Origin of the sequence: Brevibacterium sp. BDJS002 (assembly GCF_028201555.1) — a bacterium.
Classification (GTDB): Bacteria; Actinomycetota; Actinomycetes; order Actinomycetales; family Brevibacteriaceae; genus Brevibacterium; species Brevibacterium aurantiacum.
This window is the reverse complement of record NZ_CP116392.1, coordinates 3,116,061-3,139,810: the sequence shown is the minus strand read 5'-3', so window position 1 is coordinate 3,139,810 and position 23,750 is coordinate 3,116,061. Positions and strand designations below refer to the sequence as shown.

Genomic DNA, 23,750 nt, shown 5'->3' with positions numbered 1-23,750 from the left:
CCGGCACCCGGCCCCACTGCCACCCATCACCGGAGGTTGCCCCATGTCAGCTCCTGCGCAAGATCGCCGCACTCAGGCGGCGCCCGCGCCCCCATCGCCCAGGTCCGCATCCTCGAGCGCTCGAGAGCGGTGGTCGCGGCGAGTCCCCATGCTGCCGGCGCTGATCTTCGTCATCCTCGTCACGCAGATTCCCTTCGCAATCACAATCGTCATCTCGTTCATGAAGTGGAACGCCGCCTATCCCGATGACATCAGCTTCGGCACCCTGCAGAATTACATCACCGTCTTCACGAATGCGGATCTGCTGCGCGCGGTGTTCGTCACCATCGGGCTCACGGTCTCCGTCGTACTGGTCTCGGCGGTGCTGGGTCTGGCCATCGCGCTTCTCCTTGACCGGAAGTTCATCGGCCGCGGGTTCGTGCGCACGCTGATGATCACCCCGTTCCTGATCGTGCCCGTGGCCGCGGCGCTGCTGTTCAAGCATGCGATCTTCAACCCGTCCTACGGATTGGTCAACGGCCTGCTGACCAGCGTCTTCGGTGAGAACGCCCCGCAGCCGGATCTGATGAGCACCTATCCGCTGTTGGGAATCGGCATCGTCCTCGTCTGGCAGTGGACCCCGTTCATGATGCTCATCATGCTCGCGGGTCTGCAGTCGCGTCCCATGGACGTCTACGAGGCGGCACTGGTCGACGGCGCCGGACCGGGTCAGACATTCCGATTCATCACGTTGCCGCACCTGCGACGCTATATCGAACTCGCGGCGCTGCTCGGCACCATCTACATCGTGCAGAACTTCGACACCGTCTTCACGATGACCTCGGGCGGACTCGGAACCGCGAATCTGCCCTATGTCATCTACCAGGAATTCTTCGTGGCCCAAGACTATGGAGTCGCCTCCGCCGTCGGCGTCATCGTCGTCATCGCCTCACTTGTCATCGCGACCTTCGCGCTGCGAACCGCGTCCACTCTGCTCAAGGAGGAGAACTCATGAGCACCCCAGACAGCACGGCCACCACCCCAGACAGCACGGCCACCACCCCAGACATCACGGCCTCGACGGGAGCCGATCGTTCCCGCAAGAAGGCGAGTGCGCAGAGACGCCCGGGTCAGCGCCGAATCGGCAAGGTCCTGCTCGGTCTCTTGGCCTGGCTGGTAGGCCTCCTCTTCGTGTCCCCGCTGCTGTGGATGCTGCTGACCAGCCTGCATGCCGAGACCGATGCCTCGACCAACCCGCCCAGCTTCTTCGCGCCGCTGACGCTGGAGTCCTATTCCAACTTCTTCGGCGGCGGCAGCGGCGTAAGCCCCTGGCCCGCCCTCATCAATTCGGCGGTCGCGGCGATCGTGTCCACCCTCATCGTCTTGGTTCTGTCGACCATGGCCGCGTACTCGCTGGCCATTCGTCGGATCCAACGTTGGTCGGATGTGCTCTTCTTCCTGCTCTCGACCAAGATGCTGCCGATGGTCGCGGGACTTCTGCCCGTCTACCTGGTCGCGCAGGCATTCGGCATCCTCGATACCTGGCTCCTGCTCATCATCATCTACTCCGCGATGAACATGCCCATCGCCGTGTGGATGATGCGATCATTCCTCGCCGAGGTGCCGATTGAGGTGCTCGAGGCCGCTGAGCTCGACGGGGCCCGGCTTCCCCGTGTCTTCATGCAGATTCTGCTGCCCCTGACCGCTCCGGGCCTAGCAGCCACGGCCCTCATCTGCTTCATCTTCTCGTGGAACGAACTGCTCTTCGCCAATGTCCTGACCTCGACGGCGGCATCGACGGCGCCCGTTTTCCTCACCAGCTTCGTCACCTCCCAGGGGCTGTTCCTGTCCCAGGTGTGCGCGGCCTCGCTGATCATTTCGGTGCCTGTGCTCGTCGCCGGCATCGCCGCCCAGGACAAACTCGTCCAGGGCCTGTCGATGGGTGCAGTGAAGTGATGTCGAATTCCCCGGATTCTGCACACGTTGACCGTGCCCGCCCAGCCTCAGACTTGCTGCCTCTGCACGGATCGAACCTTGACCGGATTGCGGCCCGCGGGGTCACCGTCCCCGACTACGACCGGAGCGCAGTGACTCCGGGCATCGTGCACTTCGGCGTCGGCGGCTTCCACCGGGCCCATATGGCCATGGTCCTCGATGACCTCATGAGCGCGGGACGAGCCGCGGACTGGGGAATCGTGGGAGCCGGTGTCCTGCCCCACGATGTGCGCATGCGAGACGCGCTGGCGGGACAGGATCACCTCTACTCGCTGACACTCAAACACCCAGACGGCACCCGCGAACGACGGGTGATCGGATCGATCATCGACTACCGCTACGGACCCGACGATCCGCAGGGACTCATCGACCTCCTCGGCGAGTCGAGGATTCGCATCGTCTCGCTCACCGTCACCGAGGGCGGATACAACGTCAACCCGGTGACCGGGGAGTTCATCTCCGAGGATCCGATGATCGTCGCCGATGTGGCCGCATTGGCCGCGGGCATGCTGCCGGGCACGGTCTTCGGATATGTGATCGAGGCTCTGCGCCGCCGCCGAGATGCAGGTGTGCCCCCATTCACCGTGCAGTCGTGTGACAACATCTCGGAGAACGGCCATGTGGCGAAGAAGATGTTCGGTGCCTTCGCCCGGCTCGTCGACCCCGAACTCGCCGACTGGATCGACGTCCACGTGTCCTTCCCGAACGCGATGGTCGATCGCATCACTCCGGCCACCACCGATGACGACCGGGCCGACCTGCGTGATGAAGTCGGGATCGAGGACGCCTGGCCCGTGGTCGCCGAACCCTTCTTCCAGTGGGTGCTCGAGGAGAGGTTCACCTCCGGCAGGCCCCCGTACGAACTGGCCGGAGTCCAGGTCGTCGACGATGTCAGACCCTACGAGCATATGAAGCTGCGTCTGCTCAACTCCGGGCATCAGGGTCTGGCCTACTTCGGTCTCCTCGCCGGCTACACCTATGCCCACGAGGCGATGGAGAACCCGGATATCGCGGTCTACCTGCGCAGATACATGGATGAGGAGGGCACCCCGAGCCTCGAACCGCTGCCGGGCATCGACCTCGACGGGTACAAGGACTCTCTCATCGAACGCTTCAGCAATCCCGAGATACGCGACACCTTGGCCCGCCTCGGTGCCGAATCCTCCGACCGCATCCCCAAATGGCTGGTCCCCGTCATCGGTGACAACCTTGCCTCAGATGCACCGGTCGAAGTCTCGGCCGCGATCTGCGCATCCTGGGCTCGCTACGCCGAGGGCAGCGATGAGCAGGGGGCTGCGTTCACCATCGTCGATCGCTATGCCGATGAACTGCAGCAGGTCGCGTCGTCACAGGCGGCAGACGTCCTGGCCTTCGTCCGGCAGGAGCAGTTCTTCGGTACTTTGGCTGACGAGTCCCGTTTCACCGAGCACTACCTGGCGGCTCTGGACTCCCTGCACGAACGAGGCGCGAAGGAGACCCTCAGGCGACTCGCCGCCCACGAGAGGCTCTGAGGCGGCGCCGAAGTCCGAAACTGCGCCGACGTCCGAAGCAGCGGTGGCACGCCTTGTGCGCGTTCAACCGTTGGTTCATCTTCGACGATTAGCATGGTGCTATGCGCTCCAGACTTAGCATCATCGCTGCAACCGCCGTGCTCGCCCTGACCGGTTGCTCCGGGGGAACGTCCGACCCACAACCGGAGAAGACCGGGGAAGCCGGAGCCCCGCAATCGGCACAGAAGGCCGAACCTGAAAAGGCCGCCGAGCCCGCAGACATCGGCCCCGCTGACTTCGCCGACGAGGCGAAGGAGATCGTCGAATCGTTCTCCGACGACGAGCTGGCAGGGTCCCTCATCATCGGCACCTGGTCGGGCACCGACACCCAGACCGGGGTCAATCTGCTGAAGAACAACGACCTCGGCGGGGTCATCGTCATGGCCGACAATCTGCCCGAGAATCCGACTCCAGACCAGGTCAAGGGTGTCACCGAGGCAGTCAATGCGGCACGTTCGAAGGGACAGCCCGTGTCGATCGGCGTCGATCAGGAGGGCGGTCCTGTCTCTCGGCTCGGCACCGGGGCGCTGCCGTTCCCACCGTTGATGGCGCTCTCAGCGGCCCAGGATCCCGAACTGACGCAGACTGCGACCAAGGTGCAGGGCCAGAACCTCACCGACCTGGGCTTCACCATCGATTTCGCCCCCGACGCCGATGTCACAACCGGTGAGAAGGACGTGGCCATCAACGTGCGGTCGGCCGGTGACGATCACAAGGCAGTCGCCGAGGTGGTCGCCCAAGCCGCGACCGGATACCACCTCGGCGGTGTCGCCAGTTCCGCGAAGCACTTCCCCGGCCACGGTCGACTTCACGTCGACTCCCACGAAAGCCTGCCGGTGTCGAAGAAGAGCATCAAGGAACTCGAGGACACGGACCTGCTGCCGTTCAAGTCCGCCGTCAAGGCCGGCGTCCCGATGGTGATGATGGGACACATCGGCCTGCCGGATGCGAAGACGACGCCGGCAACGCTGAATGAGAAGGCCTACAAGTCACTGCGGGACACGCTCGACTTCGACGGAGTCATCATCACCGACGCCCTCAACATGAAGGCCGTGGACCAGAACCAGAGCGGGAAGGAGACCGTCAAAGCACTGTCCGCCGGCGCCGATCTCGCGCTGATGCCACCGGATTCCGCCGCCGCCCAGAAGGCGGTGGCCAAGGCTATGGAGGACGGTGACCTGAAGAAATCCGATCTGCAGAAGAAGGCAGAACGCGTGGTGGCGATGCAGCTGGCCACTGCCGAGACCCAGAAGACGATGACCGACGATTCCGGTGGGGATGATGCCGGTGGGGGCAACTCCGGGTCAGGGGGCGATTCCAAGCCAGCCGGTTCCGAGGATCCGCAGAAGGTCCTCACCGATGTGGCCGAGAAATCACTGACGGTCCTCAAGGGCGAGTGCGCATTCGAGGGCACCGACTCGATCTCCATCGTCGGCGGCAGCGAGAAGGAGAAGACCGAATTGACTAAGGCGGCCAAGGACGAGGGTCTGGCAGTCGGCTCCGGCGGGACGAGCGTGAGCCTGAGCCCGGACACCTCTGCCGAGGTGGCAGTCGGCACCGCTGCACCGTGGACGATGCGAAATACCGCGGCACAGTCGGCCGTCACGGCCTATGACAGCAATCCCAATGCGCTGAAGGCCGTGGCGAAATGGCTCAAAGGCGATCTCAGAGCCTCAGGCAAGCTGCCCGTCGACTACGACGGAAGCGACAAGGCTCCAGACTGCAGCTGAGGCAGCGCCCCAGACCGCAGCAGCGCCCCCGACCGCAGCAGCGCCCCGGCCGCAGCAGCGCGGCAGGGCACGAAAAACCCCTCGTCCGGCTGGGACCATCAAGGCGGACGAGGGGTTTCTGCGTAGAACTGGATCAGAGAACGCGGATGAAGGTGACGTCACCCATCCAGCTGTAGCTGCGCTTCGAGGTGCCTGACCCTGGGGATCCGGCATCGTACATCTGTCCGTCACCGGCGTAGATGCCGATGTGACCTGGGCGGAAGATGAGGTCACCAGGCTTGGCCTCCGACTTGGAGACAACCTGGCCAGCGGCCTCCTGCGCACTCGAGTTGCGCGGCAGATCGACACCGACCTTGCCGTAGACCCACTTGGTGTAACCGGAGCAGTCCCAACCGCTCTGGGAGGTTCCACCGTAAACATATGGGGTGCCAACGCCCTTGGCTGCCCAGCTCATGACCTGCTCGGCCTTCGAGCCGTCCATTGAGCCTGCGTCGGAACCGGAGTCCTTGCTCTCGCCCTTGTCCTCGTCGCCGGAGTCCGAAGAACCGGTGTTGGCGGAGTCGTCCTCTGCGGGTTCTGGAGCCGGAGCAGCCTCGTCGGCTGGTTCGTCTTCGGTGGTCTCGACGGGTTCTGGCTTCGGCTTCGGCTTCGGCTTGGGAGCGGCCTCAGCAGTGATGTTCTCGACATCGACACCGATGGAGGCGCCCTGCTTCTTGTCCTGAGAAGACGAGCCTTCGTCCGCAGCGACGGTCGCCGACTGGTTCTTGAACTCGACCTGTGTCTGTGCTTCTGACTCCGCGGAGACTGAGGCTTTGTCCTCGGCTCCCTGTCCTGCTGCCGGAAGAACTGCTGCGGTGAGCAGGCCACCGCTGGCAGCGACAACGGCTGCACGACGTCCGAAGACGGCGGAGTTGGCGTTCAGGATATCGGTCAGTTCGGTCAATGGAGTCTTGACCTTGGCTTCTGCGGCGCGGCGGCCATGCTGCTTATTTGCCACGTTTTCCTCTCGTCACCTATTGGAAGAATCCCAACCGCCACTTTCGGTCCTTAGTGATTTCACATCGAGCGTGGCGTGCGGTTCTCGCTGTGAAGTCGGCACTCTCGCGACCGACCTTCACAACTGTAACCAATCAGTGACCTAATGTCACGTTTTCGTTACATTGGGCGAGAAGTTTTCATCGAAGCATGTAACAGTGCAGGTCAGAATCCTTCTATGCGCTGAGTTTTCTGTAATATTTGCGCGTTTGCCTAGTGTCGACCAGTGGTGATATGACCTATATCTCGTCATATTCCCTGCCGGAATGTAACAAATCAGCCTATGTAACAGACCGAAAATGACATTTCTGCGACAAGGAATGCCCACTCAAGAACGCGGGTAGGAGTTCGACTAGAAGGCAGGAGTTCGACGTTGCGGGTGAGCCCGGTGGGCCGTCAGGCTCCGGTTGCGACCGGGCGCGCAGGGTCAGATGACCATCCCGACCAGCTGGCTGGGTAGAGGCTCGACTCGACACCGAGGGTCGCCAGCGCCAAGGCATTGTGGCAGGCGCTGACCCCTGAACCGCAGTAGACGCCGACGGGCTGGTCGAGAGCGCCGAGGGCCGAGAAGCGCGACCGCAGAGACTCCTCGTCGAGGAACTTTCCGTCTGCGGTGTTGTCGCCGGCGGGCGCGCTCGTGGCACCGGGAATGTGACCGGCCTGTGAGTCGAGCGGCTCGGTCTCTCCGCGGAAACGTTCGCCGGCGCGGGCATCGAGGAGGACCCCTGTCCATGCTGCTGCCGCGTCGGCGTCGATGACGGGCATCGAATCGGGGGAGATCGTCACGGTGCTCGGCTGGACGGGGCCACCGGCTCCGGTGGCCAATTCGCCTCCGGCGGCAACGAAAGCCTGCAGGCCGCCGTCGAGGACACGTGCCTTCATGCCCGCCCACTTCAGCAGCCACCAGGCGCGCGCGGCGCCCTGGCCCGAATTGTCGTCATAGACGACGACGTCGGTGAGCTGGTCGATGCCCCAGGCCCGGACCTGGTCCTGGAATGCCTCGGCAGACGGCAGCGGGTGGCGTCCGGCTGTGGGGTCAGTCTCGGAGTGTGCGGCGAGTTCGGTGTCCAAGTCGACGTAGATGGTTCCGGGAATGTGCCCGGCGGTGAAGTCTTCGCGGCCATCGGGCTTCTGCAGTGTCCAGCGGACGTCGAGCAGCCTCGGCGTGGATCCGTCGTCGGAGAGGCGAGCGAGGAGTTCGTCGGCGGTGATGAGAACGTCGGAGCGGTTCATGGGGGATTCTCCTAGTGGGGTGGGGTGAAGGGAGTTCAGCAGGGTTGGGACGGTTCAGCAGGGTTGGGTCAGGAGGACGACATGACGTTCGCCCAGGCGGGTGAAGACCAGTGTCGCCTTGTCTCCGGCCGGCAATTTGAGCTGACGCCTGACCTGGTCAGGAACAATATCAGCTCCGCGCTTCTTGATCACGACCGAGCCGATGCCGCGGCTGATGAGGGCCTTGCGCAGGCTGGGGATCTTCGCCGGCAGAACATCGGTGACCTCATAGGTGGCGACCCCGGCCGAGGCCGGTCCGGTCGGTTCGACGTCCGTGGTCAGATAGGCGATCTTCGGGTGGACGCGGCGAGCCTGCAAGTGCCCGCACAAGGCGGTGACGAGTCCGGCGCGCACGATCGCACCGTCGGGTTCGAGGAGGTACTGACCGAGCTCACCGACGCCGTCCTCATCGTCGGCGGGAAGATCATCTTCGTGCACGAGGAGTGTGCGCTCGCCCATGACGAGGGCGCTGCGTCCGGGACGCTGCCTGGCCTCGCCGAAGTAGAGGCAGACCTCGACGACTTCGCCGAGGTGGGAGACCCATTGCGCCTCGGCCTCATCGGGGATGAGGCTGTGGTCGAGTGCCGGTCCGAGTTTGACGCCTGCGGCCTTCGCCGCGAGCGCCTTGTCGATGACCCAGGACAGGGAAGGGGAGAAGTCTTCGGGGTCGAAGATGCGTGCGGTGGAGCCGCTCTTGGTTCCCTTCCCGACCGTGCGGCGGGCCGGGTCGAACCACAGGGCGTCGAATGCGGAGGTGTCGATGTCTTCGGCGCGGGCGTGCTCGACGCCGGCATTGGCCAGGTGGCGGAGGTTGAAGCTGGCGATGGCGGCCGTGACCTCGTCTGCGTCGACGGCGGTGACCTGGGCGCCCATCCCAGCGAAGGCGAAGGAGTCGGCGCCGATCCCACAGCCCAGATCTGCGATCGTGGGTGTGGAGTCTGCCGCCTCGGCGTCGGTGCCCTGGCCGCCATCGGTGTTCGTGTCGCCACCGGTGTCCTTGCCCTCGCCGAGGAGGCGGCGGGCGTGATGGGCGGCCACTGGCAGCCGTGTGGCTTGGGCCAGACCGTCGCGAGTGAACAGCATGTCCTCGGCGAACGGGCCGAGTTTCTTCACGGCGTCCTTGCGCAGCTGGGCCTGTGTGAGCAGGCCAGCGGTCACCTCGGCGGAATAGCCTTCCTTGCGCAGCGCCGATGATCGGGCGAGCTCATCGGCGGGCAGGTCCTCGATCCGGTCGAGCCGGTCGAGGACGGAGACGTCGAGGAGTTCGGTGAGTGTCTGCGGATCCATACCGTTCACCCTATCGTCCTGGCGTCAGCCGTCTGACTGCGATGTTGCAGGAGTATAAGGAAATGGCGTCAGGAGTGTTCGGTGATTGTGCCTGGGAATGAGTGCTGTAAGTTGTTGGCTGTGACGTTATTGACCGCACGCGACATTCGCGAAATCGCCGCCGACATCGGTCTGCGCCCGACTAAGCAGAAGGGGCAGAACTTCGTCATCGACCCCAATACCGTGCGCTCGATCGTCACGTCCGCGAAGCTTCAGGACCACAGCAGCGTCGTCGAGATCGGTCCCGGCCTGGGATCGCTGACGCTGGGTCTGCTGGAAGCCGGACACCATGTCACCGCCGTTGAGATCGACGATGTCCTGGCGCAGCGACTGCCCGCAACGGTGAAGAAGTACGGACACACGGACGACGCTGCCGAGGGAGCCGCGAACTTCGAGCTCGTCAATGCCGATGCCCTCAGGGTCACCGAACTTCCGACCGCCCCAGAAGCGCTGGTCGCGAACCTGCCCTACAACGTTGCGGTCCCGGTGCTGCTGCATTTCCTCGAGATCTTCCCGAGCCTGAAGTCAGTGCTCGTCATGGTCCAGCTCGAGGTCGCCGAACGACTCGCCGCCGGCCCCGGCTCCCGCACCTACGGTGTGCCCAGCGTCAAGGCCCAGTGGTACGGCGACGTCACCTTGGCCGGACGCATCGGCAAGAACGTGTTCTGGCCGGCCCCGAACATCGATTCGGGCCTCGTCCACATTGACGTGACCCGCACCCAGCGTGACCCGCAGCAGCGCCGTCGCCTGTTCAGCGTCGTCGACGCGGCCTTCGCTCAGCGTCGCAAGACTCTGCGCGCGGCACTGGCCACCTGGGCCGGCAGCCCCCAGCAGGCAGAAGAGTGCCTGCGCGCCGCCGGAATCGATCCCAAAACTCGAGGTGAGGCCCTCGGCGTTGCCGATTTCGAGCGCCTCGCCGCAGCCGGAGCCGCAGCGGGCAGCCCGGATGATCACGAAAGCCGGGACACTCACGAAAGTCCACAGCCATGAGCGCACAGCTGCACTCGTGCCCGAAAACCCAGACACCGGTGAAGGTGCAGGCACCGGGGAAGATCAACGTCCACCTCGGCGTCGGTGGAGCCGGTGAGGACGGATATCACGAACTCGCGACGGTCTTCCAGGCACTCAACCTCAACGAGACCCTGACCCTCATTCCCGGGGGCAGCTCCTCGATCGTCGTCGGCGGCCGGTACGGAGACGCCGAGGTTCCTCAGGACGAGTCGAACTTCGCTCGCAAAGCCATCAATCTCCTCATCGCAGCCCTCGAAGACGACCGTGACGTCGACGTGCTGCGCGACCTCGACATCGTCATCGACAAACAGGTGCCCGTCGCCGGCGGCATGGGCGGCGGATCGGCCGACGCAGCCGCGGCACTGGTCGGAGCAGCCCACCTCATCGGGGGAGTGGAGGAGTCGATCCTCCAGGAGTGCGCGGTCGCAGTCGGCGCGGATGTCGCCTTCCTCCTCCACGGCGGCACAGCCATCGGCCACGGACGCGGGGAGAAGCTCAGCCCCGTCCTCACCCGCGGATCATTCCACTGGGTCATGGCCACCTCGGCGGGGCAGCTGTCGACCCCGGCGATGTACGCACGGTTCGACGAACTCACACCGGACCCCGAACCTGCCGTCGTGCCCGCCGAGGTGCTCACGGCGCTCGCCGCCGGTGACCCGGACACCCTGGCCACGGCCGCCGCGAACGACCTTACCGATGCCGCAATATCGGCCATGCCCGAACTCGCCGAGGTGATGGAAGCCGGCCGCGACGCCGGTGCACTCCTGCCCCTGCTCAGCGGTTCCGGCCCGACGATCGGCTTCCTCGCCCGCGACGCCCACCACGCACTCGACCTCGCAGTCCTCCTCCAGGCCACGCGCGGAGTCAAGGAAGCGCTGCGAACCACGGGACCTGCCTCCGGCGCCCACGTCATCGAATCGCACTGATGGCTGGAGCGAAGGAGCCGAGCACGGGAGCAGCCGGCGGCAACCTCCACGAGAGCCTGCTCAACTCGGTGGGCACGGACATCGTCACCGGTGACTTGGCGCCGGGAACGGTCATCAGGGCCGAAGAGCTGCGCGTGCGCTACGAGGTCTCACTGTCGGTGGTGCGCGAAGTCGTGCGGGTCCTGGAATCCCTGGGGATGGTCAAGCCGATTCGTCGCCTGGGTCTGGTGATTCTGTCCATGGAGGAATGGACCATCCTCGACCCCCTGGTCGTGCGGTGGCGAATGGCGGCAACCCCGGCACTGCAGCTGCGCTCGCTGACGGAGCTGCGAGTCGCCATCGAACCGCAGGCAGCATACCTCGCGGCCATCCATGCCTCAGCCGATGTGGCCGAGGAGATCATGCGGTTGGCCGCCAGAATGCGCGCCAGCGGCAGCAAAGGCGATGTCGAAGCGGTGCTGGAGGTCGACATCGCCTACCACCGTGCAGTCCTGAGAGCCGGCGGCAATGAGCTCTTCGCCTCTTTCGACACAGTCGTCGCCGAGATCCTGCGAGGTCGCACGCACGCCGGACTGATGCCGAAATTCCCTCATCCGGATGCGCTGCAATGGCACTTCGATGTTGCCGACGCCATCGGCAACGGCGACCCCGAGCGCGCTCATGCTGCGATGACGAAAATGATGGATCGAGCATTCACCGAGATGGAAGACGCCTGGGAGGGCCAACCCCGCCTGAAGACGTACTGATCAGAACGTGAGACGTACTGATCAGAACGCGCTGACAACTCCGTAGAGGGCGAGGCTGAGGGCGAAGCCGACGAGGCCCTGAATGGTCTGAGCCACGGTCCAGGTCTTCAGCGTGGTCTTCGTGTCCATGCCGAAGAACCTGGAGACCAGCCAGAAGCCTGAATCGTTGACATGGCTGGCCACCACGGAGCCTGCGGCCAGGGACAGGACGATGGCGACGACCTGCAGGCTCGAGAAGTCGGGGTTGCCGACGACGACCGGCTGCATGAGAGCCGCAGCAGTTGTGAGCGCGACCGTGGCCGAGCCTTGGGCGATGCGCACGATCGCTGCGATGACGAATCCGGCCACGATGACTGGTAGTCCCAGAGTCGCCAGGGAGTCGGCGATGGAATCACCGATCCCGCTGGCTCGCAGCACACCGCCGAACATGCCGCCGGCTCCGGTGATGAGGATGATCGAGCAGACAGGGCCCAGTGCCGAGTCGACGATGTTCTCGACCATGCTGCTGCCCTTCTTCTTGCGCCATCCCAGCAGCCACATGGCCGCCAGCACGGTGATGAGCAGCGCGATCGGAGTTTCCCCGAGCATCCGCAGTGAGGTGATGAGAGTGGACTCGGCGTCGACCCAGCCGGCCTCACCGGCGAAGTTGAGGCCGGTGTTGAGGAAGATCAGCACGAGCGGCAGGGCAAGCAGAACGAGGACCGTTGAGAGCTTGGGTGAGGACCTGAAGTCGGCGAACTCCTCGGCCGGGTCGTGGGCCAGGAGTGAGGGGACGGGGACGTTGATGCGTTTGCCGATGAAGAGCCCGAACAGATACCCGCACAGGTACCAGGTCGGCACGGCGATGATGAGACCGCAGATGAGGACGAGTCCGACGTTCGCGCCCAGAAGTCCGGATGCGGCCACGGGACCAGGATGCGGCGGGACGAAGATGTGCATGGCCGAGAAGGCGATTGCCGAGGGTATGGCGTAGAGAAGCAGAGAGCCGCCGAGCCGCTTGGCCACGGTGAAGATGATCGGCAGCATGACGACCAGGCCGGCATCGAAGAAGATCGGGAACCCGAACAGCAGCGAGGTCAGCCCCAAGGCCAATGGCGCACGCTTCTCTCCGAAGGCTCTGATGAGTGCGTCCGTGAGCACCTGCGCCCCACCGGAGAGTTCAAGCATCCTGCCGAGCATGGCGCCGAGCCCCACGAGGAGTGCGACGCTGGCCAATGTGGATCCGAATCCGTCGTACATGACCGGCACCAGATCGCCGGGGCTGATCCCTGCGGCCAGGGCGGTGAGCACGCTGACCACGACAAGTGCGATGAAGGCGTGAAGTCTGAAGCGGATGATGAGGATGAGCAGCACCGCGATGGCTGCTGCGGCGATGCCGAGCAGCGCCGGGGCTGACAGCGTCCAGTTGAGTTCGATCTCGGTCACAATTTCCTCTTCCTTGAGGTTCGACAGCGCTCAGGTGGCAGCCGATGGCGGTCAGATTGGAGTGGGCGGTGGTCGGGTGGCATGAGGCTCGGGTCAGCTGCCCTGGGGGAGGCGTTCGATGATGTATCGACTCACCTCGTCGGGGGACAGGTCGATGGGCGCGAGGAAATGTGCTTCCTCGACGGCGAGTGGTTCCAGAGTCTCCAGCTGCGAGTCGACGAGCGTCGGCGACATGAACTCGTGTGAACGCCGCGCGAGATGTTCGACGATGATCTCGCGGTCCCCGGTGAGATGGACGAAGAAGGTGGCAGGTGCCTGCGCTCGCAGATAGTCCCGATAGCTGCGCCGCAGCGCGGAACAGGCGACGACAGGCGGCGGAGTCGCGATCAGCTCGCTCGCCACCGACTTCAGCCACGGCCAACGATCCTCATCGTCGAGGGGGACTCCGGAACGCATCTTGTCTTTGTTGTCCTGGCTGTGGAGATCATCGGCGTCGACGAAGACGGCTCCGAGCTCTGCAGCCAAGCGACGGCCGATCAGGGTCTTTCCCGTGCCGGACACCCCCATGATGACAAGCGGGGGAAGGTCCATATCAACCGGCCTCTCGTAAAAATATGATGACATTGCTAAACTGCACTCATTAAATCAGATTTATAGAAATCTAAATGAGACATGTGGAACTGTCAACTGCTGCGAGAACTTGGCAGCTGCGACATTTCACCGTCACTGGCAGCCACTGCTGGCGGCTATTGCTGGCAACCGACGCTGGCAGCCATGACCAGCAGCCACGAGGAAGAGGATTGGGTATGACCGCAGAAGTGGGCGTGATCGGCACCGGAGTGATGGGCTCGAACCTCGCACGAAACCTCGCACGAAACCTGGCCGCTCGGTCCGGCGCACGAGTCGCTGTCTACGACCGCGATGTCGACCGCGCTCAGGCACTGGCAGTCGAACATCCCGACGCGGAATTCCTCGTCGCCTCCTCGCCAGCGGATCTGGCCAGCAAGCTCTCGGGCCCACGCGTGGCGATCCTCATGGTCAATGCCGGAGCGGCTACCGACTCGGCGATCAACGATCTGGTCGAGGTCTTCGAGCCCGGAGACGTCATCGTCGACGGTGGAAACTCGCTATTCACCGACACGATTGCTCGTGGTGAGACCGTGAGGCAGGCCGGAATCGAGTTCGTCGGGGTCGGCATCTCCGGGGGAGAGGTCGGCGCCCTCGAAGGGCCGTCGATGATGGTCGGCGGCACCGAATCCGCGTGGTCGAGGCTGCGACCGATCCTCGAACCCATCGCCGCACGCGCCGCAACCGGTGACGCACGTGCCGAGTCCAGCGACGGAAACGGCGCACCGGCGGATCGCGCACAAATTGACCAGGAATCGTGCATCGCCCATGTGGGCACCGATGGGGCCGGTCACTTCGTCAAGATGATCCACAACGGGATCGAATACGCCGACATGCAGCTCATCGCCGAGGCCTTCGCGCTGCTGAGAAGCAGGCTCGGCCTTACTCCGTCCGAGATCGCCGAGGTCTTCAGGGAATGGAACCGCGGAGAACTCGAGTCCTACCTCATCGAAATCACCGCCGAGGTCCTCGATCACACCGATGCGGCCACAGGAAAGCCGTTCGTCGACGTCATCGCCGACTCTGCCGGGGCGAAGGGGACCGGCGGGTGGACCGTGAAGACCGGCCTCGATCTGGGTGTGCCTGTGGCCACCATCGCCGAGGCGGTCTCGGCCAGGTCCCTGTCCTCGGTATCCGTACTGCGTTCCTCCGGGACGGCGTTGGACGGTCCATCGAGCACCACCTCGGCGGATGACGACGCTGCCGCCACCTCGGCGCCGGTCGACCGTGACACGGTCATCGAAACCGTGCGACAAGCGCTGTTCACGGGAAAGATCCTCGCCTATGTGCAGGGCTTCCACGAGATCGCCGCAGGAGCACAGGAGTACGGCTGGAAGACTGAACTCGGAGAAGTCGCCAGAATCTGGAGGGCGGGCTGCATCATCCGCGCCAGATTCCTCGACCGGATCACGGAAGCCTTCGACGCCGATCCGAATCTGAGCTCACTGCTGGCCGATCCGTATTTCCAGGATTCCCTCAATGTCGGGCAGCAGGCTCTGCGGGATACGGTCGCCGACGCGGCCTCGGCCGGCGTGCCGATTCCGGCCCTGGCCTCGGCGCTGTCGTACTTCGACGGCATCCGCACCTCCCGGTCCTCGGCAGCGCTGGTGCAGGGGCAGCGAGACTTCTTCGGGTCCCACACCTACGGGCGCGCAGATCGAGCGGGAACCTTCCACACCCTGTGGTCGGGTGACCGCAGCGAAGTGCAGCTGTGAAGGGCGACGTCTCTGCAATTGGGCGGTAGTGGCCCAAACCACGTGAACATGGCAATGTGGGAGGCATGACTTTGCCACACGAAGATGTTGACCCAGACGGCCTGCTCGAATACTCGGTGGTCTTCACCGACCGATCACTGAACCACATGTCGGGTCGATTTGTATCCGTCATGCAGGACATCAACCGCGTCCTGCGCGAAGCCTATGACGCGCACAGCGTGGCCATCGTACCCGGTGGTGGCAGCTACGCCATGGAATCCGTGGCCAGGCAGCTCGCGACCGGCAAGAAATGCCTCGTGGTCCGCAACGGGCTCTTCTCCTTCCGCTGGTCACAGATCCTCGACGCCGGATCCATTGCCAGCGAGACGAGGGTGCTCAAGGCGTCCCCGAGCAGCGACGAGCACCAGTCGGCCTGGTCGCCGGCACCCATCGCCGAGGTGGTCTCCGCCATCGAGTCCGAACGCCCAGCAGTCGTGTTCGCACCCCACGTCGAAACCGCCTCCGGAATGCTGCTGCCCGACGACTACGTGCGCCAGATCAGCGACGCGGTCCACAGCGTGGGCGGTGTCTTCGTCCTCGACTGCATCGCCTCCGGTGCGGTGTGGGCCTCGCAGACGGATCTGGGTGTCGACGTCCTCATCAGCGCTCCGCAGAAGGGGTGGAGCGGTTCACCCTGCGCAGGATACGTCATGCTCAGCGAAGCAGGCCGCGCCGCCGTTCAGGATTCCACGTCGACGAGCTTCGCGATGGACCTCAAGAAGTGGCTGTTCATCGCCGACGAGTACGAAGAGGGTCGGGCGCCGTACCACGCGACGATGCCCACCGATTCGCTGGCACACAATGCCGCCATCATGCTGGAGACCGAGCAGCTCGGCTTCGATAAGCTCTCGGCGGCACAGTTCGAACTCGGCGACCGGGTCCGCAAGGTCTTCGCCGAGCGCGGGCTGCCCTCTGTCGCGACACCGGAGTTCGCCTCGCCCAGCGTGGTCGTCGTCCACACGGACAACCCGAAGCTGGCCACCGGCGCACAGTTCAAGGAAGCCGGCGTGCAGATCGCTGCCGGTGTTCCCCTGCAGTGCGACGAGCCCGAGGACTTCTCGACCTTCCGCATCGGTCTCTTCGGTCTCGACAAGCTCGGCGACATCGACGGCACGATCACCCGTCTCGAAACCGCGCTCGATTCGATCGGCGTGACGCCGCAGAGCTGATTCCGCGGAGCTGAGGCGGCAGAACTGACGTCGCACAGCACACCAAGAGCGCCAAAACCTCCCGTTGCAACAGGAGGTTTTGGCGCTCCTGGTGTGTGATGTCGGATCTTTGCCGCGGCACCGACCGGTCCGGAACTCGCACGCTCGCTGGCAGCTCGTCGCTGGCCGAGCACAGGTCCCGCAAATACACTGTGACGATGACCCAGAAAGCACAGCGTCAGCGGCTAGGGACGAATGACTTCGATCTTGAAGACGAACTGGTCGATGAGGCAACCGCGACCGTGGTCACGGGAGCAAAGCGTCTGAATCGTAAGTGGCCAGAACTCCTCGTCACCGGATTCTTCGGCGGTGTCGATGTGGGCCTGGGCATTCTTGCGATGGTGCTGATCAAGCAGACAACGGGCTCTGATGTACTGGCAGGTCTGGCCTTCGGCATTGGTCTGTTGGCGTTGAAACTTGCGCACTCAGAGCTGTTCACCGAAGAATTTCTGCTGCCCATCAACGCCGTCATCGCAGGCCAGGCCAATGTGCTTCAGGTGGTCCGCCTGTGGGCGGTGACCCTGGTGACCAACCTGCTTGGGGGCCTGGCCTTTGCCGGACTGATGGTTGTGGCGCTGCCTGACTACCATTCGACGATGATCGAACGGCCGTGAAGTACATGGACCAATCGTCCTTGGTGGTGATGATCGCGCTCTCACTCTTGGCCGGTGCCACCGTCACCTTGTCGACTCGGATGTCACAGGGCACCTCGAATGGCGTCGTCCTCGCCATCGTCAGCATGGCATCGGGTCTGCTGCTCATCGGTCTCGGCATGCTCCACGGTGCCCTCAACGCGATCGTCATCTTCGCCGCCATGCTGGCCGGGGCAGATATCTCGATGCTGGATCTGCTGAAGTGGTTTGCGATCGTCATCCCGTTCAACATGCTCGGCGGGCTGCTTCTCATTACTCTGCCCCGAGTGGTCCGCACGTATCGTGTGCTGCGTGCAGTACGTCAGGGCACGGTCTCGCTGGAAGACCTCGAGGCACAGGCGAAGTAAGCGGAAGTCGCAACTCCAGCCTAGAGCCGCAACTACTACCGGTAGCTGCTGCTGGCCCCGGCAGCTCTGCTGCACACGCACAATGCCATAAGCTCCCGTTGCGACGAGAGGTTATGGCACTGGCGGTGCGTGGCGCTGCTCGTTGCCTGCCTCAGGCGGTGGAGCCGAGCGCGACGACGTTGTCGGCGAGGCGTTCGTTGTCGCCGTACATGAAGTGGTTCTTCATGTTCTCCGAGAACCGGCTGGCATCGGTGGTCAGTCCGACCGCCTCGGCGACCTCACGGATGTGCATCGGAGTCGCGCCGCAGCACACGCCGATGTAGTTGACGCCCAGGTCGTAGACTTCCTTCGCGAAGGCGCCGATCTCGTAGCGATTCGTCTGCAGCGGATCGAGAGCCGTGGGGAAGGTGCGACCGTGCGGTGAAGCCACCTCGGCGCGGGGGTCGGAGAGGTTGAAGAACGTGGGCTCATCCTGCGTCGTGCGGTAGGGGATGGGCAGGGCGCCGACGTGACAAGACACGGCCGCGCGGATCTCCTTCAGCCACGGCAGCATCGTCGCGGGTCCGCGGAAGCAGTTGAGGCCGACGACGTCGACGCCCAGCTGTTCGAGCTTCTGCGCGGTCTCGACGATGCCGACGCCATCGGCCATCTCCTGGAAGGCCATGGGGGCGAGGGTGAGGACGACAGGCAGCCCGCTGGCCTTGGCGACCTCCGCCGCAGCGATGGCCTCACCAGCGAAGTAGAAGGTCTCACCGATGATGAGGTCGGCCCCTTCGTCCACGGCCCAGCCCACCATCTCGGTGAACATGGCACGGACCTCGGCCTGGCGATCGGCGTTCTCGGGATCCCAGATGTTGGAGTTCGAGATGTTTCCGGCCATGAAGTTGCCGGGCTTGGCATCGGCAACGCTGCGGGCGATCTGCAGGGCGGAGCGGTTGAGAGGTTCGAGCAGATCCTCCTTGCCGATGACCCGCATCTTCTCGCGGTGTCCGTTGTAGGTGAAGGCCTCGACGATGTCCGAACCGGCACGTTGGAAATCCACGTGCAGGGACCGCAGAGCATCGGGGAATTCGAGCGCGACCTCGGGCACGAATTCTCCGGCGGACAGGTAGCCGCGCTTCTCGAGTTCGAACAGGAATCCCTCGGCGCAGATCACTGGTCCGGCGTCGAGGCGTTGGATCAACGGGTTGGACTGAGTCATGAGTGCTCTCCGTACGGGAGGTAGAGGACAGGCGATTGAGCTCGCTCAGGCTGGTGGCCCGAACTCTACGCATATAACCATCTTTGGAAATGTTACCGACGTCACATCGACATAATTCTGTCATATGACGGTCAGAATCATTTTCGGCGACTCCGAAGACTCGTACCGGTGTGAGACTCGTACCAGCGCGGGACTTGCAACGGCGCGGGGCTCGTACCCCTGTAAGAGGTGCCTACGAAGAAGCCTTCTCCGAGTGACTGCCGGGCTTCGGGCGCAATGACGCAAACGGTGCGAGCAGCAATCGGGTCACGGTCGAGGAGTACCAACGCAGGGCTTTCTCGAGCGGAGCCCACGACAGCACATATGTGGTCAGAAGTCCCACTACGAGGCAGAGGACGAAGATCAGTGGGGCGCTGATCACGTCCTCGATGTCACGGAGGACAGGCTGGAGACCGCGGACGACGAACCCGTGGAGGACATAGACAGCCAGGCTGTTCCGGCCGATCTTCGCGATGATGGTGTCTTTGTCGCCGGCCCACATGAGCAGCGCCAAGGTCATGAGCAGTGCGCCGATGTCGACGATGAGGCGGATGCCGACGCCCTCGGGGATGCTGACATCGAAGTGGGCGAAGTTGAGGCTGCCGTAGAACCACTTGTAGTAGACCTCATCGAGGTAGAAGTAGCCGATCGTGCCGAAGGCAGTCGCTGTGAAGAACAGCTTCTGCCAGATGCGCAGGCTGCCGGCCCAGTTGAGAATCTGCTTGCCGTAGAGCTTGCCGATGACGAAGAAGGGCCAGAAGATCATGGACCGTGACGCCGAGAGCTCCGTGTCGAGGATCGGCAGAATTCCACCGAAGAGCCCCACCACCACCGAGGTGACAAGGATCGTTCGTGGGAATCGTTCGATGAACGGCACGGTAATGATCCAGCACGCCATCGACAGCAGGAACCATGTGTACCAGAACGGGGTGAGGAAACTGTAGTCGGGATTGAGGTCGAAGACCCACATCCATCCCCACATCAGAGGCAGGACGGTGAACAGCAGGACCAGGAATGTCAGGACGCGTTCGGGCAGCCTCGTCGACTTCGCTGTGATGCCGGCCAGGAAGACGAAGGCCGGCATGTGGAACGAATAGATGAGGTACATCGGCGCACGAAGGACATCGTCATCCCATGGTGATGTCCTGGCCAGCAGGTGGCCGAGGACGACAGTGAAGATGAGGATGCCTTTGGCGCGGTCCAGTCGGTGATTTCGTATGGGCACCACGCCACGATAGCGCGCTGGGCCACGAAACCTAAAGAATTCATGCCGCTCCAAGCCAGTAACCAGGGGGTGTTCAGCTTGGAAGACGTCTTCTCTTCAGCTTGCGCAGGCGACGCAGGTCGGCGCGTAGGGCCGAATCTCCAACCGCACCTCGGGGATGGGGTTTCCACAGTTCGTGCAGATTCCGAAGACGCCGCGCTCAAGCCTCTGCTCCGCCTCGGCGATGGCGAGCAGGCGCTCTTCGGACTGGCGCAGCAGGGTCTCCGCCTGCGATCGTTCGAAGGCGAGAGTCGATCCCTCGGGGTCGTGTTCGTCGTCGCTGTTGTCGCCCTCGCGTGCCGCGGAGAGATCCTTGATATCCGAGGACAGTGTGGCGATGAGCCTCCTGGTCTCGGAGTCTTCGGCACGCAGACGCTCCCGCACGCGATCCGAATCTGCCATCAGCCCTCCTCGCCGTTCATCATCAGGCGTCCAGAGCCTCGTTGGCTTCGAGCCAGCGCTCCTCCAGCTCGGTCATTTCGTCCTTGAGCTCCTGCAGGGAAGAGGTGAGCTTCTGCAGCCCTTCGAAGTCGGTCTGGTCGTGGTCGGCCATCTCATCGTGGGCACGGGCGATGCGCTTGCTCAGCTTGTCCATGCGACGCTCGATCGAGGAGACCTCCTTCTTGGCCGCTCGGGCCTCGGCTCCGGAGAGTGCGTCTGCGCCCGATTCAGCAGACGAATTCGCATTGCCCGAGCCGGAGTCCGGCGAGCCCCCACCTGGCTTAGCCGGTCCACTGGACGTCCCGGATTTCCCTGACCTGCCGGACTTGGCGGCATCGGCACGCAGCTTCAGATATTCGTCGACGCCGCCGGGCACGTGCCGCATACCGTGATCGAGGATCGCGTACTGCTGATCGGTGACGCGTTCGAGCAGGTACCTATCGTGGGAGACGACGATCAGGGTAGCCGGCCAGGAGTCGAGGAGGTCCTCCATCGCGGCCAACATATCGGAGTCGACGTCGTTGGTTGGCTCATCGAGGATGATGACATTGGGCTCGGACATGAGCAGCAGCAACAGCTGCAGGCGGCGCTTCTGCCCTCCGGAGAGGTCCTTGACGCGGGCCGAGAGGTGCTCTTTGGCAAAGCCGAGGCGCTCGAGCAGCTGTGCCGGGGTGTAGTCCTTGCCTTCGATGTTGAAGCTCGTCTTCGACTCCGAAAGAACCTCGCGAACCTTCTGTCCGGCGATGGCGTCGAGTTCCTTGAACTGCTGGTCGAGGACTCCGACCTTCACGGTCTTCCCGCGCTTGACTCTGCCTTCATCCGGTTCGAGCTCTCCGGAGATGAGGCTGAGCAGGGTCGACTTGCCGGCACCGTTGGGGCCGAGGATTCCGGTGCGCTCGCCGGGGCCGATGCGCCAGGTGACGTTGTCGAGGATCTGCTGGTTACCGAAGCTCAGTGACACATCGAGGAGGTCGACGACGTCCTTGCCGAGTCGGGCCGTCGCCATCTTCTTCAGTTCGATCGGGTTGCGCACCTCCGGGACATCGGCGATGAGCTGGTTTGCCGCCTCGATCCGGAACTTCGGCTTCGAGGTTCGGGCAGGAGCACCTCGGCGCAGCCATGCCAGTTCCTTGCGCATGAGGTTCTGGCGCTTCTGTTCTGTGGCGGCGTTGATGCGGTCGCGTTCGACACGTTGGAGGATGTATGCGGCGTATCCACCTTCGAAGGGTTCGACGATCTGGTCGTGGACCTCCCAGGTCTTGGTGCAGACCTCGTCGAGGAACCACCGGTCGTGGGTCACGAGCAGCAGCGCCCCGGAGTTCTTCGGCCAGCGGTTCTTGATGTGCTTGGCCAACCATGAGATGCCGTCGACGTCGAGGTGGTTGGTGGGCTCATCGAGGATCAGCAGGTCCCAGTCTTCGATGAGCAGTGCCGCCAGAGCCACGCGGCGGCGCTGACCTCCGGAGAGGCTGCCGACTGTGGCGTTCCAGTCCAAGTCGGCGATGAGGCCGGCGATGATGTCGCGGGCTTTGGCGTCGCGGGCCCATTCGTGGTCGTCCATGTCGCCGACGACGGAATAGCCGACGGTCGCTTCGGAGTCCATGGTGTCGCGCTGGCTGAGCATCCCCAGGCGCATTCCTCCGCGGTAGGTCACGCGGCCGGAATCGGGTTCGATGGTGCCGGCGAGCATGCCCAGCAGGCTGGACTTGCCGTCGCCGTTGCGGCCGACGATGCCGATCATGTCTCCGGCGTCGACGCCGAGCGTGACGGAGTCGAAGACGATGCGGGTGGGGTATTCGAGGTGCAGGGCTTCAGCCCCAAGAAGATGTGCCATATCGCCCTCTAGCTTAGGGCACGAGCGGCCTGGGACCAGCATGCGCACGTAGCCCGCGGGCTGGTGACGAGCTGTCTCTGCGGGCAGGTGGGGGAGACGCCAACATGAAGTTATGTTGCGTTTTCATATCGGTGTCGTCGAATCAGATGCTAGAGGCCCCTGATATGGGCCTGTGTTGCATTAGACTGACGGAAAATTCATTGAAATATGAGTGATCATCCAGTGGTTTCACAAATTCGGCGGAGGACTCTGTGCCTCGATCGACGCCAGGGCTGGTCCTGAGTAACTTGAGAAAAGAGTAAACGTGAAGAAGCTCGTATCTGCGGTGTCGATTGCCGCCGCATCTGCCCTCGTGCTCTCCGCCTGTGGATCAGGAAGCGGCGGCGAGACCAATGCCGAGGACTTCCTCGGCTGCATGGTCTCGGACTCCGGCGGCTGGGATGACCAGTCATTCAACCAGTCCGGACGTGAGGGCCTGCAGGCAGCGGTGGACAACCTCGGCATACAGGAGAAGCTGGCCGAGTCGCAGGGCGACGCCGACTTCGGACCCAACGTCGACAACATGGTCCAGCAGGGCTGCAATCTGACCTTCGGCGTCGGGTTCCTCCTCGAAGACTCGATCCAGGAAGCCGCCGAGGCCAACCCCGACCTCAACTTCGCCCTCATCGACTCGACGTTCTCCGATGCTGACGGCAAGCCAGTCACCATCGACAACGCGAAGCCACTCGTCTTCAACACCGCAGAGGCCGCCTACCTCGCTGGTTATGTTGCCGCCGCATCCTCCGAGTCCGGAAAGGTCGGCACCTTCGGAGGAATCCAGATTCCTTCCGTGACCGTGTTCATGGACGGTTTCGCCGACGGTGTGGAGAAGTTCAACGAAGACAACAAGAAGGACGTCAAACTCCTCGGCTGGAACAAGAAGAAGCAGGACGGCTCCTTCTCCGGTGACTTCGAGAACCAGGGACAGGGTCAGGCTCTGACTAAGCAGCTGATCTCCCAGGGCGCCGACGTCATCATGCCCGTCGCCGGACCTGTGGGCCTCGGCGCCGCAGCGGCTGCGAAGGAAGCCAAGGACGTCAAACTGGTCTGGGTCGACTCCGACGGCTACGAGTCCACCGAATACGGTGACATCATCCTCACCTCGGTGGTCAAGCAGATCGCGAACGCTGTCGAGGACACCGTGTCTGAGGCACAGAAGGACAACTTCAGCTCTGAGCCCTACGTCGGCACTCTCGAAAATGAAGGCGTCGGACTTGCTCCTTACCACGACTTCGACGACAAGGTCCCCGAAGACGTGAAGAAGGACGTCGAGACGCTCAAGAAGCAGATCATCGACGGTTCTCTGACCGTGGATTCCGAGAACTCGCCGAAATAAGCGAACAGGTTA

At 63.6% G+C, this 23,750-nt stretch carries 21 protein-coding genes; 12 read left to right on the top strand and 9 right to left on the bottom strand.

Features of this window, described 5'->3' with window-relative positions; genetic code table 11:
• The first annotated feature begins 43 nt into the window (after positions 1-43).
• From PGC08_RS14665 to PGC08_RS14650, 4 genes are all read left to right on the top strand, one after another.
• Positions 44-994, top strand: coding sequence for a carbohydrate ABC transporter permease (locus tag PGC08_RS14665; RefSeq protein WP_271708743.1), 951 nt, complete (start codon positions 44-46; stop codon positions 992-994).
• Positions 991-1,935, top strand: coding sequence for a carbohydrate ABC transporter permease (locus PGC08_RS14660; protein WP_271708742.1), 945 nt, complete (start codon positions 991-993; stop codon positions 1,933-1,935). The genes PGC08_RS14665 and PGC08_RS14660 overlap by 4 nt, the downstream gene beginning before the upstream one ends.
• The gene (locus PGC08_RS14655) at positions 1,935-3,485 is read left to right on the top strand and encodes a mannitol dehydrogenase family protein (protein WP_271708741.1); all 1,551 of its coding nucleotides are present in this window, start codon (positions 1,935-1,937) and stop codon (positions 3,483-3,485) included. Before PGC08_RS14660 ends, PGC08_RS14655 begins: the two co-directional genes overlap by 1 nt.
• Positions 3,486-3,586: 101 nt before the next feature.
• Positions 3,587-5,254 (top strand): glycoside hydrolase family 3 N-terminal domain-containing protein, encoded by a 1,668-nt coding sequence (locus tag PGC08_RS14650; protein ID WP_271708740.1) that lies wholly within the window; start codon positions 3,587-3,589, stop codon positions 5,252-5,254.
• A gap of 133 nt (positions 5,255-5,387) precedes the next feature.
• Here PGC08_RS14650 and PGC08_RS14645 read toward each other — a convergent pair whose 3' ends face one another.
• The 3 genes from PGC08_RS14645 to PGC08_RS14635 all read right to left on the bottom strand — a co-directional run bounded on the left by PGC08_RS14645 (position 5,388) and on the right by PGC08_RS14635 (position 8,848).
• Positions 5,388-6,251 carry a C40 family peptidase gene (locus PGC08_RS14645; protein WP_271708739.1) on the bottom strand — a complete coding sequence of 288 codons (864 nt, stop codon included), beginning with the start codon at positions 6,249-6,251 and terminating at the stop codon, positions 5,388-5,390.
• Between the two features lie 434 nt (positions 6,252-6,685).
• Positions 6,686-7,522, bottom strand: coding sequence for a sulfurtransferase (locus PGC08_RS14640; protein WP_271708738.1), 837 nt, complete (start codon positions 7,520-7,522; stop codon positions 6,686-6,688).
• A 54-nt stretch (positions 7,523-7,576) separates the two neighbouring features.
• A complete protein-coding gene (locus PGC08_RS14635) occupies positions 7,577-8,848 on the bottom strand; it encodes a class I SAM-dependent methyltransferase (protein ID WP_271708737.1) in 1,272 nt (423 codons plus the stop codon).
• Positions 8,849-8,968: 120 nt separating this feature from the next.
• Here PGC08_RS14635 and rsmA point away from each other — a divergent pair, with 120 nt between their 5' ends.
• Genes rsmA through PGC08_RS14620 form a run of 3 tightly spaced genes read left to right on the top strand, consistent with a single transcriptional unit; the run spans position 8,969 to position 11,570 of the window.
• Complete coding sequence (gene rsmA / locus PGC08_RS14630; protein ID WP_271708736.1) at positions 8,969-9,877, top strand: 16S rRNA (adenine(1518)-N(6)/adenine(1519)-N(6))-dimethyltransferase RsmA; 909 nt, start codon at positions 8,969-8,971, stop codon at positions 9,875-9,877.
• Positions 9,874-10,824 (top strand): 4-(cytidine 5'-diphospho)-2-C-methyl-D-erythritol kinase, encoded by a 951-nt coding sequence (locus PGC08_RS14625; RefSeq protein ID WP_271708735.1) that lies wholly within the window; start codon positions 9,874-9,876, stop codon positions 10,822-10,824. The genes rsmA and PGC08_RS14625 overlap by 4 nt, the downstream gene beginning before the upstream one ends.
• On the top strand, positions 10,824-11,570 hold the full coding sequence (locus tag PGC08_RS14620; RefSeq protein WP_271708734.1) for a FadR/GntR family transcriptional regulator: 747 nt from the start codon (positions 10,824-10,826) through the stop codon (positions 11,568-11,570). Before PGC08_RS14625 ends, PGC08_RS14620 begins: the two co-directional genes overlap by 1 nt.
• A 21-nt stretch (positions 11,571-11,591) precedes the next feature.
• Here PGC08_RS14620 and PGC08_RS14615 read toward each other — a convergent pair whose 3' ends face one another.
• Positions 11,592-12,995 carry a GntP family permease gene (locus PGC08_RS14615; RefSeq protein ID WP_193078246.1) on the bottom strand — a complete coding sequence of 468 codons (1,404 nt, stop codon included), beginning with the start codon at positions 12,993-12,995 and terminating at the stop codon, positions 11,592-11,594.
• A 93-nt stretch (positions 12,996-13,088) separates the two neighbouring features.
• The gene (locus PGC08_RS14610; RefSeq protein WP_009883907.1) at positions 13,089-13,586 is read right to left on the bottom strand and encodes a gluconokinase; all 498 of its coding nucleotides are present in this window, start codon (positions 13,584-13,586) and stop codon (positions 13,089-13,091) included.
• 215 nt (positions 13,587-13,801) lie between these two features.
• On the opposite strand from PGC08_RS14610, the gene gndA reads away from it, so the two are divergent.
• The 4 genes from gndA (at position 13,802) to PGC08_RS14590 (ending at position 17,584) form a co-directional block, all read left to right on the top strand.
• Positions 13,802-15,337 carry an NADP-dependent phosphogluconate dehydrogenase gene (gene gndA, locus PGC08_RS14605; protein ID WP_271708733.1) on the top strand — a complete coding sequence of 512 codons (1,536 nt, stop codon included), beginning with the start codon at positions 13,802-13,804 and terminating at the stop codon, positions 15,335-15,337.
• Between the two features lie 65 nt (positions 15,338-15,402).
• Entirely contained in the window at positions 15,403-16,545 is a 1,143-nt protein-coding gene (locus PGC08_RS14600; protein WP_271708732.1) for an alanine--glyoxylate aminotransferase family protein, read from the top strand.
• A 197-nt stretch (positions 16,546-16,742) separates the two neighbouring features.
• A complete protein-coding gene (locus PGC08_RS14595) occupies positions 16,743-17,198 on the top strand; it encodes a formate/nitrite transporter family protein (protein WP_271708731.1) in 456 nt (151 codons plus the stop codon).
• Positions 17,199-17,203: 5 nt separating this feature from the next.
• On the top strand, positions 17,204-17,584 hold the full coding sequence (locus PGC08_RS14590) for a hypothetical protein (protein WP_271708730.1): 381 nt from the start codon (positions 17,204-17,206) through the stop codon (positions 17,582-17,584).
• Positions 17,585-17,735: 151 nt separating this feature from the next.
• On the opposite strand, the gene PGC08_RS14585 is transcribed toward PGC08_RS14590, so the two are convergent.
• From PGC08_RS14585 to PGC08_RS14570, 4 genes are all read right to left on the bottom strand, one after another.
• Positions 17,736-18,785 (bottom strand): homocysteine S-methyltransferase family protein, encoded by a 1,050-nt coding sequence (locus PGC08_RS14585; RefSeq protein ID WP_271708729.1) that lies wholly within the window; start codon positions 18,783-18,785, stop codon positions 17,736-17,738.
• Between the two features lie 232 nt (positions 18,786-19,017).
• Positions 19,018-20,049: an acyltransferase family protein gene (locus tag PGC08_RS14580; RefSeq protein WP_271708728.1), complete on the bottom strand. Its 1,032-nt coding sequence runs from the start codon at positions 20,047-20,049 to the stop codon at positions 19,018-19,020.
• Between the two features lie 96 nt (positions 20,050-20,145).
• A complete protein-coding gene (locus PGC08_RS14575; protein WP_271708727.1) occupies positions 20,146-20,490 on the bottom strand; it encodes a TraR/DksA family transcriptional regulator in 345 nt (114 codons plus the stop codon).
• 22 nt (positions 20,491-20,512) lie between these two features.
• A complete protein-coding gene (locus PGC08_RS14570) occupies positions 20,513-22,363 on the bottom strand; it encodes an ABC-F family ATP-binding cassette domain-containing protein (RefSeq protein ID WP_271708726.1) in 1,851 nt (616 codons plus the stop codon).
• A 304-nt stretch (positions 22,364-22,667) separates the two neighbouring features.
• Between PGC08_RS14570 and PGC08_RS14565 the strand changes: the two genes are divergently transcribed.
• A complete protein-coding gene (locus tag PGC08_RS14565) occupies positions 22,668-23,738 on the top strand; it encodes a BMP family lipoprotein (RefSeq protein ID WP_029417792.1) in 1,071 nt (356 codons plus the stop codon).
• Positions 23,739-23,750: the final 12 nt, after the last annotated feature.

Coding starts and splice junctions, on each gene's coding strand:
- PGC08_RS14610 (WP_009883907.1), bottom strand. CDS start 13,586: ATGGACCTTCCCCCGCTTGTCATCATGGGGGTGTCCGGCACGGGAAAG.
- PGC08_RS14640 (WP_271708738.1), bottom strand. CDS start 7,522: ATGAACCGCTCCGACGTTCTCATCACCGCCGACGAACTCCTCGCTCGC.
- PGC08_RS14570 (WP_271708726.1), bottom strand. CDS start 22,363: ATGGCACATCTTCTTGGGGCTGAAGCCCTGCACCTCGAATACCCCACC.
- PGC08_RS14595 (WP_271708731.1), top strand. CDS start 16,743: ATGACCCAGAAAGCACAGCGTCAGCGGCTAGGGACGAATGACTTCGAT.
- PGC08_RS14660 (WP_271708742.1), top strand. CDS start 991: ATGAGCACCCCAGACAGCACGGCCACCACCCCAGACAGCACGGCCACC.
- PGC08_RS14625 (WP_271708735.1), top strand. CDS start 9,874: ATGAGCGCACAGCTGCACTCGTGCCCGAAAACCCAGACACCGGTGAAG.
- PGC08_RS14655 (WP_271708741.1), top strand. CDS start 1,935: ATGTCGAATTCCCCGGATTCTGCACACGTTGACCGTGCCCGCCCAGCC.
- PGC08_RS14665 (WP_271708743.1), top strand. CDS start 44: ATGTCAGCTCCTGCGCAAGATCGCCGCACTCAGGCGGCGCCCGCGCCC.
- PGC08_RS14590 (WP_271708730.1), top strand. CDS start 17,204: ATGGACCAATCGTCCTTGGTGGTGATGATCGCGCTCTCACTCTTGGCC.
- PGC08_RS14585 (WP_271708729.1), bottom strand. CDS start 18,785: ATGACTCAGTCCAACCCGTTGATCCAACGCCTCGACGCCGGACCAGTG.
- PGC08_RS14575 (WP_271708727.1), bottom strand. CDS start 20,490: ATGGCAGATTCGGATCGCGTGCGGGAGCGTCTGCGTGCCGAAGACTCC.
- PGC08_RS14650 (WP_271708740.1), top strand. CDS start 3,587: ATGCGCTCCAGACTTAGCATCATCGCTGCAACCGCCGTGCTCGCCCTG.
- gndA (WP_271708733.1), top strand. CDS start 13,802: ATGACCGCAGAAGTGGGCGTGATCGGCACCGGAGTGATGGGCTCGAAC.
- PGC08_RS14600 (WP_271708732.1), top strand. CDS start 15,403: ATGACTTTGCCACACGAAGATGTTGACCCAGACGGCCTGCTCGAATAC.
- PGC08_RS14635 (WP_271708737.1), bottom strand. CDS start 8,848: ATGGATCCGCAGACACTCACCGAACTCCTCGACGTCTCCGTCCTCGAC.
- PGC08_RS14620 (WP_271708734.1), top strand. CDS start 10,824: ATGGCTGGAGCGAAGGAGCCGAGCACGGGAGCAGCCGGCGGCAACCTC.